Annotated in this window: 23 protein-coding genes; all 23 read left to right on the forward strand. The window is 41.4% G+C overall.

Annotation, left to right across the window (positions count from 1 at the left end):
- The first annotated feature begins 50 nt into the window (after positions 1-50).
- The 23 genes from rpoC to rplF all read left to right on the forward strand — a co-directional run bounded on the left by rpoC (position 51) and on the right by rplF (position 16,819).
- A complete protein-coding gene (gene rpoC / locus J1899_RS00685) occupies positions 51-3,650 on the forward strand; it encodes a DNA-directed RNA polymerase subunit beta' (RefSeq protein ID WP_214476893.1) in 3,600 nt (1,199 codons plus the stop codon).
- A 153-nt stretch (positions 3,651-3,803) separates the two neighbouring features.
- Complete coding sequence (locus J1899_RS00690) at positions 3,804-4,052, forward strand: 50S ribosomal protein L7ae-like protein (RefSeq protein ID WP_066451217.1); 249 nt, start codon at positions 3,804-3,806, stop codon at positions 4,050-4,052.
- A 104-nt stretch (positions 4,053-4,156) separates the two neighbouring features.
- The gene (gene rpsL / locus J1899_RS00695) at positions 4,157-4,579 is read left to right on the forward strand and encodes a 30S ribosomal protein S12 (RefSeq protein ID WP_066441591.1); all 423 of its coding nucleotides are present in this window, start codon (positions 4,157-4,159) and stop codon (positions 4,577-4,579) included.
- 49 nt (positions 4,580-4,628) lie between these two features.
- Positions 4,629-5,099 (forward strand): 30S ribosomal protein S7, encoded by a 471-nt coding sequence (rpsG, locus tag J1899_RS00700; protein WP_066441590.1) that lies wholly within the window; start codon positions 4,629-4,631, stop codon positions 5,097-5,099.
- 51 nt (positions 5,100-5,150) lie between these two features.
- The gene (fusA, locus tag J1899_RS00705; protein ID WP_214476895.1) at positions 5,151-7,229 is read left to right on the forward strand and encodes an elongation factor G; all 2,079 of its coding nucleotides are present in this window, start codon (positions 5,151-5,153) and stop codon (positions 7,227-7,229) included.
- A gap of 120 nt (positions 7,230-7,349) precedes the next feature.
- Positions 7,350-8,537, forward strand: coding sequence for an elongation factor Tu (tuf, locus tag J1899_RS00710; protein ID WP_066441586.1), 1,188 nt, complete (start codon positions 7,350-7,352; stop codon positions 8,535-8,537).
- Between the two features lie 703 nt (positions 8,538-9,240).
- Positions 9,241-9,549 carry a 30S ribosomal protein S10 gene (gene rpsJ / locus J1899_RS00715; RefSeq protein WP_009791329.1) on the forward strand — a complete coding sequence of 103 codons (309 nt, stop codon included), beginning with the start codon at positions 9,241-9,243 and terminating at the stop codon, positions 9,547-9,549.
- 40 nt (positions 9,550-9,589) lie between these two features.
- Entirely contained in the window at positions 9,590-10,219 is a 630-nt protein-coding gene (gene rplC, locus J1899_RS00720; RefSeq protein ID WP_066441583.1) for a 50S ribosomal protein L3, read from the forward strand.
- Positions 10,220-10,244: 25 nt separating this feature from the next.
- Positions 10,245-10,868, forward strand: a complete 624-nt coding sequence (rplD, locus tag J1899_RS00725) for a 50S ribosomal protein L4 (RefSeq protein ID WP_066441580.1) — start codon at positions 10,245-10,247, stop codon at positions 10,866-10,868.
- A complete protein-coding gene (rplW, locus tag J1899_RS00730) occupies positions 10,868-11,152 on the forward strand; it encodes a 50S ribosomal protein L23 (protein WP_066441577.1) in 285 nt (94 codons plus the stop codon). The genes rplD and rplW overlap by 1 nt, the downstream gene beginning before the upstream one ends.
- Positions 11,153-11,187: 35 nt before the next feature.
- Entirely contained in the window at positions 11,188-12,018 is an 831-nt protein-coding gene (gene rplB / locus J1899_RS00735) for a 50S ribosomal protein L2 (RefSeq protein ID WP_066441571.1), read from the forward strand.
- Positions 12,019-12,078: 60 nt separating this feature from the next.
- Entirely contained in the window at positions 12,079-12,357 is a 279-nt protein-coding gene (gene rpsS, locus J1899_RS00740; RefSeq protein ID WP_066441566.1) for a 30S ribosomal protein S19, read from the forward strand.
- Positions 12,358-12,375: 18 nt separating this feature from the next.
- Positions 12,376-12,717, forward strand: a complete 342-nt coding sequence (gene rplV / locus J1899_RS00745) for a 50S ribosomal protein L22 (protein WP_066441564.1) — start codon at positions 12,376-12,378, stop codon at positions 12,715-12,717.
- Between the two features lie 3 nt (positions 12,718-12,720).
- Positions 12,721-13,377: a 30S ribosomal protein S3 gene (gene rpsC, locus J1899_RS00750; RefSeq protein WP_066441563.1), complete on the forward strand. Its 657-nt coding sequence runs from the start codon at positions 12,721-12,723 to the stop codon at positions 13,375-13,377.
- A 1-nt stretch (position 13,378) separates the two neighbouring features.
- A complete protein-coding gene (rplP, locus tag J1899_RS00755) occupies positions 13,379-13,813 on the forward strand; it encodes a 50S ribosomal protein L16 (protein WP_066441560.1) in 435 nt (144 codons plus the stop codon).
- On the forward strand, positions 13,803-14,003 hold the full coding sequence (rpmC, locus tag J1899_RS00760) for a 50S ribosomal protein L29 (protein ID WP_009336588.1): 201 nt from the start codon (positions 13,803-13,805) through the stop codon (positions 14,001-14,003). The genes rplP and rpmC overlap by 11 nt, the downstream gene beginning before the upstream one ends.
- 21 nt (positions 14,004-14,024) lie before the next feature.
- A complete protein-coding gene (rpsQ, locus tag J1899_RS00765) occupies positions 14,025-14,288 on the forward strand; it encodes a 30S ribosomal protein S17 (protein WP_066441558.1) in 264 nt (87 codons plus the stop codon).
- Between the two features lie 41 nt (positions 14,289-14,329).
- Positions 14,330-14,698 carry a 50S ribosomal protein L14 gene (gene rplN, locus J1899_RS00770; protein WP_066441555.1) on the forward strand — a complete coding sequence of 123 codons (369 nt, stop codon included), beginning with the start codon at positions 14,330-14,332 and terminating at the stop codon, positions 14,696-14,698.
- Positions 14,699-14,734: 36 nt separating this feature from the next.
- Entirely contained in the window at positions 14,735-15,046 is a 312-nt protein-coding gene (gene rplX / locus J1899_RS00775) for a 50S ribosomal protein L24 (protein WP_066441552.1), read from the forward strand.
- Positions 15,047-15,072: 26 nt separating this feature from the next.
- Positions 15,073-15,612 carry a 50S ribosomal protein L5 gene (rplE, locus tag J1899_RS00780; RefSeq protein WP_066441549.1) on the forward strand — a complete coding sequence of 180 codons (540 nt, stop codon included), beginning with the start codon at positions 15,073-15,075 and terminating at the stop codon, positions 15,610-15,612.
- A gap of 25 nt (positions 15,613-15,637) precedes the next feature.
- Positions 15,638-15,823, forward strand: a complete 186-nt coding sequence (gene rpsN, locus J1899_RS00785) for a 30S ribosomal protein S14 (protein ID WP_009499044.1) — start codon at positions 15,638-15,640, stop codon at positions 15,821-15,823.
- Positions 15,824-15,852: 29 nt separating this feature from the next.
- Positions 15,853-16,251: a 30S ribosomal protein S8 gene (gene rpsH / locus J1899_RS00790; protein WP_066441538.1), complete on the forward strand. Its 399-nt coding sequence runs from the start codon at positions 15,853-15,855 to the stop codon at positions 16,249-16,251.
- Positions 16,252-16,282: 31 nt separating this feature from the next.
- Positions 16,283-16,819 (forward strand): 50S ribosomal protein L6, encoded by a 537-nt coding sequence (gene rplF / locus J1899_RS00795; protein ID WP_066441537.1) that lies wholly within the window; start codon positions 16,283-16,285, stop codon positions 16,817-16,819.
- Positions 16,820-16,841 lie beyond the last annotated feature (22 nt).

Raw genomic sequence — 16,841 nt, forward strand, 5'->3', positions numbered from 1 at the left:
AATTTAGGCAAAATGGGTAAAATCCGGAGATCAAAAGGGAGGTAGGCCCCTTGCTAGATGTAAATAATTTTGAGTATATGAAAATAGGTCTAGCTTCACCTGACAAGATCCGTTCTTGGTCACATGGTGAGGTAAAAAAACCTGAAACGATTAACTATCGTACATTAAAGCCAGAAAAGGACGGTTTGTTCTGTGAACGCATTTTTGGTCCTACAAAAGACTGGGAATGTCATTGCGGAAAATACAAACGAGTTCGTTACAAAGGTGTAGTTTGTGACCGATGCGGCGTTGAAGTAACACGTGCAAAAGTCCGTCGTGAAAGAATGGGTCATATTGAGCTTGCGGCTCCTGTTTCTCATATTTGGTACTTCAAAGGGATCCCTAGCCGTATGGGGCTTGTTTTGGATATGTCACCGCGTGCATTGGAAGAGGTTATTTACTTCGCATCCTATGTAGTGACAGATTCTGGTGATACAGCGCTAGAGAAAAAGCAGCTGTTATCCGAAAAGGAATACCGTGCATACCGTGAAAAATACGGAACAAAGTTCCAAGCATCAATGGGTGCTGAATCCATTAAAAAACTTCTTTCAGAAATCGACCTAAATAAAGAGGCTGATACCCTTAAAGAAGAACTGCGTACTGCTCAAGGGCAGCGTCGTACACGTGCAATTAAAAGATTAGAAGTAATTGAAGCATTCCGTGGTTCTGGCAATGAACCTTCTTGGATGATTCTTGATGTTCTTCCTGTTATTCCTCCAGAGCTTCGCCCAATGGTACAGTTAGATGGCGGACGTTTCGCTACTTCTGACTTAAACGACCTTTACCGTCGTGTTATCAACCGTAATAATCGTTTAAAACGTTTATTAGACCTTGGTGCTCCAAGCATCATTGTTCAAAACGAAAAACGTATGCTTCAAGAAGCGGTTGATGCATTAATCGATAATGGCCGTCGCGGCAGACCAGTCACTGGACCAGGTAACCGTCCATTAAAATCATTGTCACATATGCTAAAAGGTAAGCAAGGACGTTTCCGTCAAAACCTTCTGGGTAAACGTGTTGACTACTCAGGCCGTTCCGTTATCGTTGTAGGACCGAACCTGAAAATGTATCAGTGCGGATTACCAAAAGAAATGGCATTAGAGCTATTTAAGCCTTTTGTTATGAAGGAATTGGTTGAAAAGGGTCTTGCTCATAATATTAAATCTGCAAAACGCAAAATTGAAAGAGTACAGCCGGAAGTTTGGGATGTGCTAGAAAGTGTTATTAAAGAACATCCAGTTCTTCTTAACCGTGCCCCTACTCTGCATAGACTTGGAATTCAGGCATTTGAGCCTACACTTGTAGAAGGCCGTGCAATCCGTCTGCATCCGCTCGTATGTACAGCTTATAACGCTGACTTTGACGGAGACCAAATGGCTGTTCACGTTCCGCTTTCTTCAGAAGCTCAAGCTGAAGCAAGACTTCTAATGCTAGCGGCACAAAACATCTTGAACCCGAAAGATGGAAAACCAGTTGTAACACCTTCTCAGGATATGGTACTAGGTAACTACTACTTAACTCTTGAAAGAGAAGGAGCAGTTGGAGAAGGAATGATCTTTAATGATACGAGTGAAGCGCTATTAGCATACCAAAATGGATATGTTCATCTTCACACGAGAGTAGCAGTTAATGCTTCTTCATTAAACAATCAAACCTTTACAGAAGAGCAAAACAACCAGCTATTAATTACGACAGTTGGAAAACTGATCTTTAACGAGATTTTACCTGAGACATTCCCATTCATTAATGAGCCTACAAAAACAAACTTAGAAGAAGAAACACCTAAGAAGTACTTTGTAGATCCTGGTACAGACGTACCTGCAGCAATCATGGAAATGCCGCTTGTAGATCCGTTCAAGAAGAAAATTCTAGGTAATATTATTGCGGAAGTATTTAAACGCTTTAAGATTACTGAAACATCTAAAATGCTTGACCGCATGAAAAATCTTGGATTCCGCTACTCTACAAAAGCCGGTATTACTGTTGGTGTATCCGACATCGTAGTATTAGGTGATAAAGAGCAGATCATCCAAGAAGCACAAAATAAGGTTGATAATGTCACAAAGCAATTCAGACGTGGTTTAATCACAGAAGATGAGCGTTATGACAGAGTTATTTCCATCTGGAGTGCTGCGAAGGATGATATCCAATCAAGATTGATGAAATCCCTTGATAAATCGAACCCGATATTCATGATGAGTGATTCCGGAGCCCGTGGTAACGCGTCTAACTTTACACAGCTTGCTGGTATGCGCGGACTAATGGCCAACCCGGCTGGACGTATCATTGAACTTCCGATTAAATCAAGTTTCCGTGAAGGTCTAACAGTATTGGAATACTTCATCTCCACTCACGGTGCGCGTAAAGGTCTTGCCGATACAGCTCTTAAGACAGCTGACTCAGGTTACTTAACACGCCGTCTTGTTGATGTTGCTCAAGATGTTATCGTTCGTGATGATGATTGTGGTACTGACCGCGGTCTTGAGATTTCAGCCTTAAAGGATGGCACAGAAGTAATCGAAGCTCTTGACGAACGTTTAATTGGACGTTATGCAAGAAGAACGGTGAAGCATCCTGAAACAAAAGAAATTATCGTCGCTGAGAATGATCTAATTACAGAAGACATCGCTGTTCAAATTATTGATGCAGGCATTGAGACTGTGTGGATCCGTTCAGCATTTACTTGTAATACTCGCCACGGTGTATGTAAGAAGTGTTATGGCCGCAACCTTGCAACAGGTCAAGAGGTTGAGGTTGGGGAAGCAGTTGGTATCATTGCTGCTCAATCCATCGGTGAGCCAGGTACACAGTTAACAATGCGTACTTTCCATACAGGCGGGGTTGCGGGAGACGATATCACACAAGGTCTACCGCGTATCCAGGAGATCTTTGAAGCGCGTAATCCTAAAGGTCAGGCAGTCATTTCTGAAATCGATGGTGTGATCGTAGGCATTAATGAAGGCCGCGACCGCCAGCATGAAATCGTCGTTCAAGGCGAAGTTGAATCACGCACATATAATGCGCCATATACAGCGCGTTTAAAAGTTGCTGTCAACGACCGAGTTGAACGCGGACAGGAATTAACTGAAGGTTCAATTGACCCGAAAGAGTTAATCAAAGTCAAAGATGTTACAGCAGTTCAAGAATACTTACTGCGTGAGGTACAGAAAGTTTATCGTATGCAAGGGGTTGAAATTGGGGATAAGCATATCGAAGTAATGGTACGCCAAATGCTTCGTAAAGTTCGTGTCATTGATGCGGCTGAAACAGATGTGCTTCCAGGTACATTGCTTGATATCCACCAGTTCACTGATGCAAACGAAAAAGCTCTTCTTGCAGGGAAAATTCCTGCAACCGGCCGCCCAGTATTACTTGGAATCACAAAAGCTTCACTCGAAACGGATTCATTCTTATCTGCTGCATCCTTCCAAGAAACAACAAGAGTTCTTACGGATGCTGCAATTAAAGGAAAACGTGATGAGCTGCTTGGCTTGAAGGAAAATGTTATCATCGGTAAGCTTGTACCTGCCGGAACAGGCATGCAGCGTTACCGGACAGCAGAACCTTATACTGCCAACGAAGCTGCTGAAGATGCAGTAACAGTTGAATAAATAATAGGAATGCGGTATTTGCTTTCTCGAGCAAATACCGCATTTAAATGATATTTATCTGCCCAGTTTGAAATCTTTGTTGACATTAAGTTTTAAAGATGCTAATATAGCAAAGGTGCTCCTATTAACTGGATACTTTGGAGGATATGAATGATGTCTTATGAAAAAGTATTGCAGGCAAAAAACTTTGTAGTAGGAACAAAGCAAACAGTAAAGGCTCTAAAAACAGGAACAGTCCAAGAAGTTATATTGGCTGCTGATGCTGATCGACATGTACTGGCAAAAGTAGAGAATACAGCGAAGGAATTACTTGTTCCGATTCAATATGCAGATTCGATGAAAAAGCTCGGAAAAGCATGCGGGATACAAGTTGGAGCAACTGCTGTTGCGATAATTAATTAAAAACTGTTTTTGCGGAAGACTTCTGCAAGAACTTTGTTTTTGCTTCAAAATGAACCACCTGGATGTGTGGGCTTACACGAAAAGATGAAGGGAGGAAAACAATCATGCCTACTATTAACCAATTAGTGCGCAAGCCTCGTAAAACTAAAGAGGAGAAGTCAAATTCACCTGCGCTTAACAAAGGTTACAACAGCTTCAAAAAAGTACAAACAAATGTTTCTTCACCACAAAAACGCGGTGTATGTACACGTGTTGGTACAATGACTCCAAAGAAACCGAACTCGGCGTTACGTAAATATGCACGTGTTCGTTTAACAAACGGAATTGAGGTTAACGCTTATATTCCTGGTATCGGCCACAACCTTCAAGAACACAGCGTTGTTCTTATCCGTGGAGGACGTGTAAAAGACTTACCGGGTGTACGTTACCACATCGTACGCGGTGCTTTAGATACAGCTGGTGTTAACAATCGTATGCAAGGCCGTTCTAAATACGGTGCTAAGCGTCCGAAAGCAGCTAAGAAATAATAAAACAAACAACTTAAAATACAACCCTTTCTGAAAGGAGGAAAATTAAATGCCACGTAAAGGTCCTGTAGCAAAGAGAGACGTATTGCCAGATCCGATTTACAACTCAAAGCTTATCAGCCGTTTAATCAACAAAATGATGATCGATGGTAAGAGAGGGAAAGCGCAAGCGATCCTATATTCTGCATTTGATACTATTCAAGAACGCACTGGCAAAGAGCCAATGGAAGTTTTTGATCAAGCGTTAAAAAACATCATGCCTGTACTTGAAGTTAGAGCACGCCGTGTTGGTGGAGCTAACTACCAAGTACCAGTTGAGGTGCGTCCTGACCGCCGTACGACTTTAGGTCTTCGCTGGTTAGTGAACTACTCACGTCTTCGCGGTGAAAAAACAATGGAAGAGCGTTTAGCTAACGAAATCCTTGATGCAGCTAACAACACTGGTGCATCTGTTAAGAAACGTGAAGATATGCATAAAATGGCGGAAGCAAACAAAGCGTTTGCTCACTATCGCTGGTAAGATAACCTTATTAAATAAAATAACCCTTATACTAGGAAGGAGAAAGACCCAATGGCAAGAGAGTTCTCCTTAGAAAATACTCGTAATATTGGTATCATGGCTCACATTGATGCTGGTAAAACAACAACAACTGAACGTGTACTTTACTACACTGGCCGTATTCACAAAATCGGTGAAACACATGAAGGTGCTTCACAGATGGACTGGATGGAACAAGAGCAGGAGCGCGGAATTACAATTACTTCCGCTGCTACTACTGCTCAATGGAAAGGTCACCGTGTAAACATTATCGATACACCGGGACACGTAGACTTCACTGTTGAAGTTGAACGTTCACTTCGTGTACTTGATGGTGCTGTAGCAGTACTTGATGCTCAATCTGGTGTTGAGCCTCAAACTGAAACAGTTTGGCGTCAAGCAACAACATATGGTGTACCACGTGTTGTTTTCGTAAACAAAATGGATAAGCTTGGAGCTGACTTCTTATACTCTCTAGGCACATTGCATGACCGTCTGCAAGCAAATGCTGCAGCGATTCAATTACCGATTGGTGCTGAAGATCAATTCGAAGGTATCATCGACCTAATTGAAATGAAAGCTACGTTCTACGGTAATGACCTTGGTACAGATATCGAAGATCGTGAAATTCCTGCTGAATACATGGATCAAGCTGAAGAATATCGTGAAAAGTTAATTGAAGCGGTAGCTGAGCTTGATGAAGAATTAATGGAGAAATACCTTGGTGGAGAAGAAATCTCTAACGAAGAGCTAAAAGCGGTAATTCGTAAAGGTACAGTAAACGTTGAATTCTATCCTGTAATCTGTGGATCAGCTTTCAAAAACAAAGGTGTTCAAAAAATGCTTGATGCAGTAATTGATTACCTGCCATCTCCAGTAGATGTACCAGCAATCAAAGGAACTCTTCCTGATACAGATGAAGAGGTAACTCGTCCTTCTAGTGACGATGCGCCATTTGCTGCACTTGCATTTAAAGTTATGACTGACCCTTATGTTGGTAAGTTAACATTCTTCCGTGTGTATTCTGGAACACTTAATTCTGGTTCATACGTACAGAACTCTACAAAAGGTAAGCGTGAGCGCGTAGGACGTATTCTGCAAATGCACGCAAACTCTCGTGAAGAGATCTCAATCGTACATGCTGGAGATATCGCAGCAGCTGTAGGTCTAAAAGATACTACAACTGGGGATACTCTATGTGATGAAAAAGAATTAGTAATCCTTGAATCTATGGAATTCCCAGAGCCAGTTATTCAGCTTTCTATCGAGCCTAAATCTAAGGCCGACCAAGATAAGATGACAACTGCTCTACAAAAACTACAAGAAGAAGATCCAACATTCCGTGCGCATACTGACCAGGAAACTGGACAAGTTATTATCGCGGGTATGGGTGAGCTTCACTTGGATATCCTAGTTGACCGTATGCGTCGTGAATTTAAAGTGGAAGCAAACGTTGGTGCACCTCAGGTTGCATACCGTGAAACTTTCCGTACTTCTGCTCAAGTAGAAGGTAAATTCGCACGTCAATCTGGTGGACGCGGACAATTCGGACACGTTTGGATTGAATTCTCTCCAAACGAAGAAGGAAAAGGGTTTGAATTCGAAAACGGCATTGTTGGTGGGGTTGTTCCTCGTGAATACATCCCGGCAGTTCAAGCTGGACTAGAAGACTCTCTAGATAGAGGGGTTCTTGCTGGATATCCTCTTGTTGATATTAAAGCTAGATTATACGATGGATCTTACCATGATGTTGACTCATCTGAAATGGCGTTTAAAATTGCTGCATCAATGGCACTTAAGAATGCTGCTTCAAAATGTAACCCAGTAATTCTTGAGCCGATTATGAGAATAGAAGTAATCATCCCTGAAGAATACCTAGGAGACATTATGGGGAACGTTACATCACGTCGCGGACGTGTTGAAGGTATGGATGCTCGTGGAAACGCACAAGTAGTTCGTGCAATGGTTCCACTTTCAGAAATGTTTGGTTACGCAACTTCATTGCGTTCTAGCACGCAAGGTCGCGGTGTATTCTCAATGCACTTTGATCACTATGAAGAAGTACCAAAATCAATTTCTGAAGAAATCATCAAAAAAAATAAAGGTGAATAATTGATTTTACCTTTTCAATCAAGTATAACTACTATTGTAGGCTATTAGACTGCCGGGAGTTACCTTCCGGCCGTCATTAAAAAATACTTAACTTTTACAATCCGAAGGAGGACTTTTAAAATGGCAAAAGCTAAATTTGACCGTTCAAAACCCCATGTTAACATCGGTACTATCGGACACGTTGACCATGGTAAAACTACTTTAACAGCTGCTATCACTACTGTTCTTTCAAAAGCAGGCGGCGGTGAAGCACGCGGATATGATCAAATCGACGCAGCTCCAGAAGAGCGCGAGCGTGGAATCACAATCTCAACTGCACACGTTGAGTACGAAACTCCAAACCGTCACTATGCACACGTTGACTGCCCAGGACATGCTGACTATGTTAAAAACATGATCACTGGTGCTGCACAAATGGACGGCGGAATCCTAGTTGTTTCTGCTGCTGACGGCCCAATGCCACAAACTCGAGAGCACATTCTTCTTTCTCGTCAAGTAGGTGTACCTTACCTTGTTGTATTCATGAACAAATGTGACATGGTAGATGACGAAGAACTTCTTGAGTTAGTAGAAATGGAAGTTCGTGACCTTCTTTCTGAATATGAGTTCCCTGGCGATGACATCCCAGTTATCAAAGGTTCTGCTCTAAGAGCTCTTGAAGGAGATGCTCAATGGGAAGAAAAAATCAACGAGCTTATGGCTGCTGTTGATGAGTATATCCCAACACCAACTCGTGACACTGACAAGCCATTCATGATGCCAGTTGAGGATGTATTCTCTATCACTGGACGTGGAACAGTTGCTACTGGACGTGTTGAGCGTGGAGTAGTTAAAGTTGGAGACGTTATCGATATCACTGGTTTCACTGAAGAGCCAAAATCAACAACTGTAACAGGTGTTGAAATGTTCCGTAAGCTTCTTGATTATGCTGAAGCTGGTGACAACATTGGTGCACTTCTACGTGGTGTTGCACGTGAAGATATCCAACGTGGACAAGTACTTGCTAAGCCAGGTACAATCAAGCCACACACAAAGTTCAAAGCAGAAGTTTACGTATTATCTAAAGAAGAGGGTGGACGTCACACTCCATTCTTCACAAACTACCGTCCTCAGTTCTACTTCCGTACAACTGATGTAACTGGTATTTGTAACCTTCCTGAAGGCGTAGAAATGGTTATGCCTGGGGATAACATCGAAATGCACGTTGAGCTAATCGCTCCAATCGCTATCGAAGAAGGTACTAAGTTCTCTATCCGTGAGGGTGGACGTACTGTAGGTGCTGGAGTAGTAGCTACAATCGTTGAATAATTAAACTAAGAGCCGGGAGAAATTCTCCTGGCTCTTTTTTATAAAAAAACTTCATTATTCTTTTAGCTGCAGTCCCTGTACAGGAGCTGCAGCTTTTTTGTGCTTTATATGTAATCAAGCTATAGGCTAACAAACTCTATCAAATAATACTTAAGTACAACAACTATTCGATGACTTAACTATAGAAAAGTTAAAAGGATATTATCTATAAGCCAAACCCACCAGAGTCACTTATACATTTGAATGTTATGTGCAAATATCTAAAGAGAAATATAAACAAGCACATTTCAATTCTATTCTGAATAAAAATTCCTTAATGCTTCTATAACTTATATTAATAAAAGGGCAAACCCTCTTGAAGAAGGATCTCGATCAAAGTGATATAAAGTTATGGTATTTATGCAACTATTATATAGAAGAAACACATCAATAATCTGATGTTAAAATAGAAATTGCTGTTAGTTAAAAGAACTACTTGAAATAAGGATCATAAGTAGATATAATTAAAAAAGTGCGCGAAACAGAAATGAATCAATATTTATGTTGCATTTCATTTATAGTTTCTGTATAATAGACAATGTTGGTCTTTGACTGCGATGAAGTGAAAGGTTGCTGACACACCCGGCCGCTTTGCCATGGCGAGTGTGTGGGAAATTTTCACGGAGAATGTCTATATTAAAATAGGCGAAAAGGAGGGAAAATAATGGCAAAACAAAAAATTCGTATTCGTTTAAAAGCGTATGATCACAGAATCCTTGATCAATCTGCTGAGAAAATTGTAGAAACTGCAAAACGCTCTGGTGCGGCTGTATCTGGTCCAATCCCATTGCCAACTGAAAAGTCAATCTACACAATTCTTCGTGCGGTGCATAAGTATAAAGATTCTCGTGAGCAATTCGAAATGCGTACGCATAAACGTCTAATCGACATCATTAACCCAACACCACAAACGGTTGATTCTCTAATGCGTTTAGATCTGCCATCTGGTGTGGATATCGAAATTAAGCTTTAATTTAATAAATAACTAACATATTGTAGGAGGTGTGACTGATATGACCAAAGGAATCTTAGGAAGAAAGATTGGTATGACTCAAGTATTTGCTGAAAACGGTGATCTAATCCCGGTAACAGTTGTTGAAACTGCTGGAAACGTTGTTCTTCAAAAGAAATCTGCTGAAACAGACGGATACGAAGCGATCCAAATCGGTTTCGAAGACAAACGCGAAAAGCTTTCAAACAAACCTGAAAAAGGTCACGTTGCAAAAGCAAACACTGCTCCTAAGCGCTTCGTTCGTGAATTCCGCGACGTAAACTTAGCTGAGTATGAAGTTGGTCAAGAAGTCAAAGTAGAAATTTTCGCTGAGGGCGAAACTGTTGATGTAACAGGAATCTCAAAGGGTAAAGGTTTCCAGGGTGCTATCAAACGCCACGGACAATCTCGCGGGCCAATGGCACACGGTTCACGTTACCACCGTCGTCCTGGTTCAATGGGTCCTGTAGCTCCAAACCGTGTATTCAAAGGTAAATTATTACCAGGACGCATGGGCGGAGAGCAAATCACAGTTCAAAACCTTGAAATCGTTAAAGTGGATGCAGAACGCAACCTTCTTTTAATTAAAGGAAATGTGCCAGGTCCTAGAAAAGCACTTCTTAAAATTAAGAGCGCGGTAAAAGCGAAGTAATTACACTGGAAAGGAGGAAACATAAATGCCTAAAGTAGCATTATATAACCAAAGCGGTTCTAAAGTTGGTGATATCGAACTTAACGAATCAATCTTTGGTATTGAGCCTAATAACCACGTAATGTTCGAAGCAGTAGTTATGCAAAGAGCATCATTACGTCAAGGAACTCATAAAACAAAAATTCGTTCTGAAGTAGCGGGCGGTGGACGTAAACCATGGCGCCAAAAAGGTACTGGCCGTGCTCGTCAAGGATCTATCAGATCTCCACAATGGCGCGGAGGCGGTACTGTATTCGGTCCTGTACCACGCAGCTACAGCTATAAATTACCTAAAAAAGTTCGCCGTTTAGCAATTAAATCTGCACTTTCTTCTAAAGTATTAGATGAAAATGTACTTGTATTAGAAGGTTTAGCTTTTGAAGCTCCAAAAACAAAGGATTTCAAAGGTCTTCTAAAAGGTCTATCAGTTGATTCTAAAGCACTTATCGTAACAGCTGACCTTGATGAAAACGTAGCATTATCTGCACGTAACATTCCTGGTGTAACTGTTGTAACTGCTGCTGGAATTAGTGTGTTAGATGTTTTAAATCATGATAAATTAATCATGACGAAACAAGCGGTTGAAAAAGTAGAGGAGGTGCTTGCATAATGGATGCACGCGATATCATTAAGCGCCCCGTTATCACAGAACGTTCTACTGACATCATGGCTGAGAAAAAGTACACTTTCGAAGTTGATGTAAGAGCTAACAAAACACAAGTTAAAGACGCTGTTGAAGAAATCTTTGACGTGAAAGTTGAAAAAGTCAACATCATGAACTACAAAGGTAAATTCAAGCGTATGGGCAAATTTGGCGGATACACAAACAAACGCCGTAAAGCGATTGTTAAACTAACTGCCGATAGCAAAGAAATCGAGATTTTCGAAGCATAATATTATTGATCTAACTAGAAGAGGAGGGAAACGAAATGGCGATTAAAAAGTATAAACCTACCTCTAATGGTCGTCGCGGCATGACGGTTTCTGATTTCGCTGAAATCACAACAAACAAACCGGAAAAATCTTTACTTGCTCCTATTAAGCGTAAAGGTGGTCGTAACAACCAAGGTAAGTTGACAGTTCGTCATCAAGGTGGCGGTCATAAGCGTCAATATCGTCTAATCGATTTTAAACGCAACAAAGATGGCATTCCAGGCCGCGTTGCTACAATCGAGTATGATCCAAACCGTTCAGCAAACATTGCATTAATTAACTATGTTGATGGAGAAAAGCGTTACATCCTAGCTCCTAAGAATTTAGAAGTGGGTATGGAAGTAATGTCTGGTCCTGAAGCAGATATCAAGGTGGGTAACGCATTACCACTTTCAAATATTCCTGTGGGTTCTGTAATCCACAATATCGAATTAAAACCTGGTAAAGGCGGACAATTAGTACGTTCTGCTGGAACAAGTGCACAAGTACTTGGTAAAGAAGGCAAATACGTATTAGTACGTTTAAACTCTGGTGAAGTTCGTATGATTCTTGCTACTTGCCGTGCAACAATCGGTCAAGTTGGTAATGAGCAGCATGAGCTTATTAACATTGGTAAAGCAGGTCGTTCACGTTGGTTAGGCAAACGTCCTACAGTTCGTGGATCTGTAATGAACCCTAACGATCACCCACACGGTGGTGGTGAAGGTCGTGCGCCAATCGGACGTAAGTCTCCAATGACTCCTTGGGGCAAACCGACTCTTGGATTCAAAACTCGTAAGAAAAACAACAAATCAGATAAATTTATCGTGCGTCGCCGTAAAAAATAACGGGATTGAGCTACGGTTCCAGAACAGGACCGTAGAACAATCACGAAGGGAGGTTCAATCATGGGTCGCAGCTTAAAAAAAGGACCTTTTGTTGACGAACATTTAATGACAAAGATCGAAAAGCTTAACGAAACCGAAAGCAAGTCTGTTACAAAAACTTGGTCTCGTCGTTCTACGATCTTCCCGCAATTCATCGGACATACTATTGCAGTATATGATGGTCGTAAACATGTGCCTGTATATATCACAGAAGACATGGTAGGACACAAGCTTGGAGAATTCGCTCCAACTCGTGCATACAAAGGCCATGGCAATGATGATAAGAAAACAAGACGTTAATGAGAGGAGGGCATTCAAATGCAAGCTAAAGCTGTTGCAAGAACAGTTCGTATTGCTCCTCGTAAAGCTCGTTTAGTCGTAGATTTAATTCGAGGAAAGCAAGTTGGTGAAGCGGTAGCGATTCTTAATCTGACTCCAAAAGCAGCTTCTCCAATCGTAGAAAAAGTATTAAAATCTGCATTGGCAAACGCTGAGCACAACTACGAAATGGACGTAAACAATTTAGTAGTAGCTCAAGCATTCGTTGACGAAGGACCAACTTTAAAACGTTTCCGTCCTCGTGCAATGGGTCGTGCAAGCGCAATTAACAAGCGCACTAGCCACATCACTATCGTTTTATCAGAAAAGAAGGAGGGATAATCAGTGGGTCAAAAAGTAAATCCAGTCGGTTTGCGTATCGGAGTTATTCGTGATTGGGAATCTAAATGGTATGCAGGCAAAGACTATGCTGATCTTTTACACGAAGACCTAAAAGTGCGTGAGTATATCACAAAGCGCTTAAAGGATGCTTCTGTTTCTAAAGTAGAAATCGAACGTGCTGCTAACCGCTTGAACATCACTGTCCACACTGCTAAGCCAGGTATGGTAATTGGTAAAGGTGGTACTGAAGTTGAAGCGCTTCGTAAGTCTCTTAACTCACTTACTGGCAAACGTGTTCACATTAACATTCTTGAAATCAAAAAAGCTGACATCGATGCGAAATTGGTTGCGGAAAACATTGCTCGTCAATTAGAAAACCGCGTATCATTCCGTCGTGCTCAAAAACAAACAATTCAACGTGCTATGCGCGCTGGCGCTAAAGGTATCAAAACAATGGTATCTGGTCGTCTTGGCGGTGCTGATATCGCTCGTTCTGAATCATACAGTGAAGGAACAGTTCCACTTCATACACTTCGTGCTGATATCGACTATGCTACAGCTGAAGCAGATACTACTTACGGTAAATTAGGCGTAAAAGTATGGATCTATCGTGGAGAGGTCCTTCCAGCAAAGAAGAAAACTGCGGAAGGAGGCAACTAATATGTTAGTACCAAAGCGCGTCAAATATCGTCGTGTACACCGTGGGAAAATGCGCGGTCAAGCAAAAGGCGGAACTGAAGTAACATTCGGTGAATATGGTCTACAAGCATTAGAAGCTTCTTGGATCACTAACCGTCAAATCGAATCTGCACGTATCGCAATGACTCGTTACATGAAACGTGGCGGTAAAGTTTGGATTAAAATCTTCCCACATAAGCCTTATACTGCAAAGCCTCTAGAAGTCCGTATGGGTTCTGGTAAAGGTGCTCCAGAAGGCTGGGTAGCAGTTGTTAAACCTGGGAAAATCATGTTTGAAATCGCTGGTGTTTCTGAAGAAATCGCTCGTGAAGCACTTCGCCTTGCATCACACAAACTTCCTGTAAAATGTAAGTTTGTAAAACGAGAAGAAATTGGTGGTGAATCAAGTGAAAGCTAATGAAATTCGTGACCTTACCACTGCAGAAATTGAACAAAAAGTGAAATCTTTAAAAGAAGAGCTTTTTAACCTTCGCTTTCAATTGGCGACTGGACAACTGGAAAATACAGCTCGCATTCGTGAAGTTCGCAAGGCGATCGCTCGTATGAAAACTGTTATCCGTGAAAGAGAAATTGGTTTTAGCAAGTGATATTGAGAGGAGGTTCGCACAATGAGTGAACGCAACCAACGCAAAGTTTACACAGGACGTGTGGTTTCTGACAAAATGGATAAGACTGTTACTGTTTTGGTTGAAACATACAAAAAGCATGCTCTATATGGTAAACGCGTTAAGTACTCTAAAAAGTTTAAAGCTCATGATGAGCAAAACGAAGCAAAAATTGGCGATATCGTTCGTATTATGGAAACTCGTCCACTATCTGCGACTAAACGCTTCCGTCTAGTAGAAGTTGTTGAGAAAGCAGTTATTATCTAATTGTTCGGTAGGGAGTCTGATCCCGAAGGGAGGTTACACACATGATTCAACAAGAATCACGTTTAAAAGTTGCTGACAACTCTGGTGCTCGTGAAGTACTAACTATCAAAGTTCTTGGCGGTTCAGGCCGTAAAACTGCAAACATTGGTGATGTCATCGTTTGTACAGTGAAACAAGCAACACCAGGTGGCGTTGTTAAAAAAGGTGACGTTGTTAAAGCTGTAGTTGTTAGAACAAAAAGCGGTGTTCGCCGTAATGACGGTACTTACATTCGTTTTGATGAAAACGCATGTGTGATTATTCGTGATGATAAAGGTCCTCGTGGTACTCGTATTTTCGGACCTGTTGCGCGTGAACTTCGTGACAACAACTTCATGAAAATTGTTTCATTAGCTCCAGAAGTATTATAAATCTAAATCAAATTGCCTTTAAGGAGGTGCGCACAGATGCATGTAAAAAAAGGTGATAAAGTTATGGTCATCTCTGGTAAGGATAAAGGCAAAACAGGTGTTATCCTAGCAGCTTTCCCTAAACAAAGCCGAGTGCTAGTTGAAGGAGTAAACGTTGTTAAGAAACACGCTAAGCCATCCCAAGTGAATCCGCAAGGCGGAATCATCAGCCAAGAGGCACCTGTTCATGTATCAAACGTTATGCCTGTTGACCCTAAGTCTGGTGAACCAACTCGTGTAGGCTACAAGACGGTTGATGGCAAAAAAGTACGTGTAGCAAAAAAATCCGGTGAAGTTCTAGATAAATAGTTAATAGAAGAAGGGAGGTACTATGAATGAACCGCCTAAAAGAAAAACACAGTAAAGAAATTACACCTGCTCTAGTGAGCAAGTTCAACTATAGTTCAGTAATGCAAGTTCCAAAGCTTGAAAAAATCGTTATCAACATGGGTGTCGGTGATGCAGTTTCAAACTCAAAAGCATTAGATAATGCTGTTGAAGAACTAGCACAAATCACTGGACAGAAACCACTTGTGACACGTGCGAAGAAATCAATCGCTGGCTTCCGTCTTCGTGAAGGCATGCCGATCGGTGCTAAAGTTACACTACGCGGTGAGCGTATGTACGAATTCTTTGATAAATTAGTATCGGTTTCTCTTCCACGTGTACGTGACTTCCGCGGTATTTCTAAAAAGTCTTTTGACGGCCGTGGAAACTACACACTTGGTGTGAAAGAACAATTAATCTTCCCTGAGATTGATTACGATAAAGTAAGCAAAGTTCGTGGTATGGATATCGTTATCGTAACTACAGCTAATACTGATGAAGAAGCTCGTGAACTTTTAACTCAATTTGGAATGCCATTCCAAAAGTAATCGCTAAATAGAGGGAGGCGAAAACGTGGCTAAAAAGTCAATGATTGCGAAGCAAAAACGCACGCCTAAATACAAGGTACAAGAATATACACGCTGCGAGCGTTGCGGCCGTCCACATTCTGTATACCGTAAATTTAAGCTTTGTCGTATTTGTTTCCGTGAATTAGCATATAAAGGTCAAATACCTGGTGTGAAAAAAGCTAGCTGGTAAAACCCAAAGTTGGGAAGGAGGTAAAAACAATGGTCATGACAGATCCAATTGCAGATTTGCTTACTCGCATCCGTAATGCGAATATGGTTCGTCACGAAAAATTAGAAGTTCCTGCTTCTAATATCAAGAAAGAAGTTGCTGAAATCCTTAAGCGTGAAGGATTCGTGCGTGATGTTGAGTTTATCGAAGACAATAAGCAAGGCATTATCCGCATTTTCTTAAAATACGGTGCAAACAACGAGCGCGTTATTACTGGTCTTAAGCGTATCAGTAAGCCTGGTCTTCGTGTATACGCAAAAGCTGATGAAGTACCTCGTGTACTTAACGGTTTAGGTATCGCACTAGTTTCTACTTCTCAAGGAGTTCTTACAGATAAAGAAGCTCGCGCTAAACAAGTTGGCGGAGAAGTACTAGCATACGTTTGGTAATAGAGTTTCTTAATGAATGGAGGTGCAATAAATGTCTCGTATAGGTAAAAAACCAATCGAAATTCCATCTGGTGTAACTATTACAATTGATGGAGCAGCAGTTACAGTTAAAGGTCCTAAAGGTGAACTTTCTCGTTCATTTAACCCTGATATCGAAGTGAAAGTGGAAGAGAACATCATTAACATTGTTCGTCCATCTGAATCTAAAGAGCACCGTGCTCTACACGGAACTACTCGTGCATTGATCGCTAACATGGTTGAGGGAGTTTCCAAAGGCTTTGAAAGAGGTTTAGAGCTTATCGGTGTCGGTTACCGTGCTCAAAAACAAGGGAAAAAGCTAGTGTTAAACGTTGGTTATTCTCACCCTGTAGAAATCGAGCCTGAAGAAGGTCTTGAAATCGAAGTACCATCTAATACAAAAGTTATCGTTAAAGGAACTAACAAAGAACGTGTTGGTGCTTTAGCAGCTAACATCCGTGACGTTCGTCCTCCAGAGCCTTACAAAGGTAAAGGGATCCGTTATGAAGGCGAATATGTGCGCCGTAAAGAAGGTAAAACAGGTAAGTAATGCCGCTTAGGTAAACGAAAGG

Origin of the sequence: Cytobacillus gottheilii (assembly GCF_018582665.1) — a bacterium.
In the GTDB taxonomy this organism is placed as follows: Bacteria; Bacillota; Bacilli; order Bacillales; family Cytobacillaceae; genus Cytobacillus; species Cytobacillus gottheilii.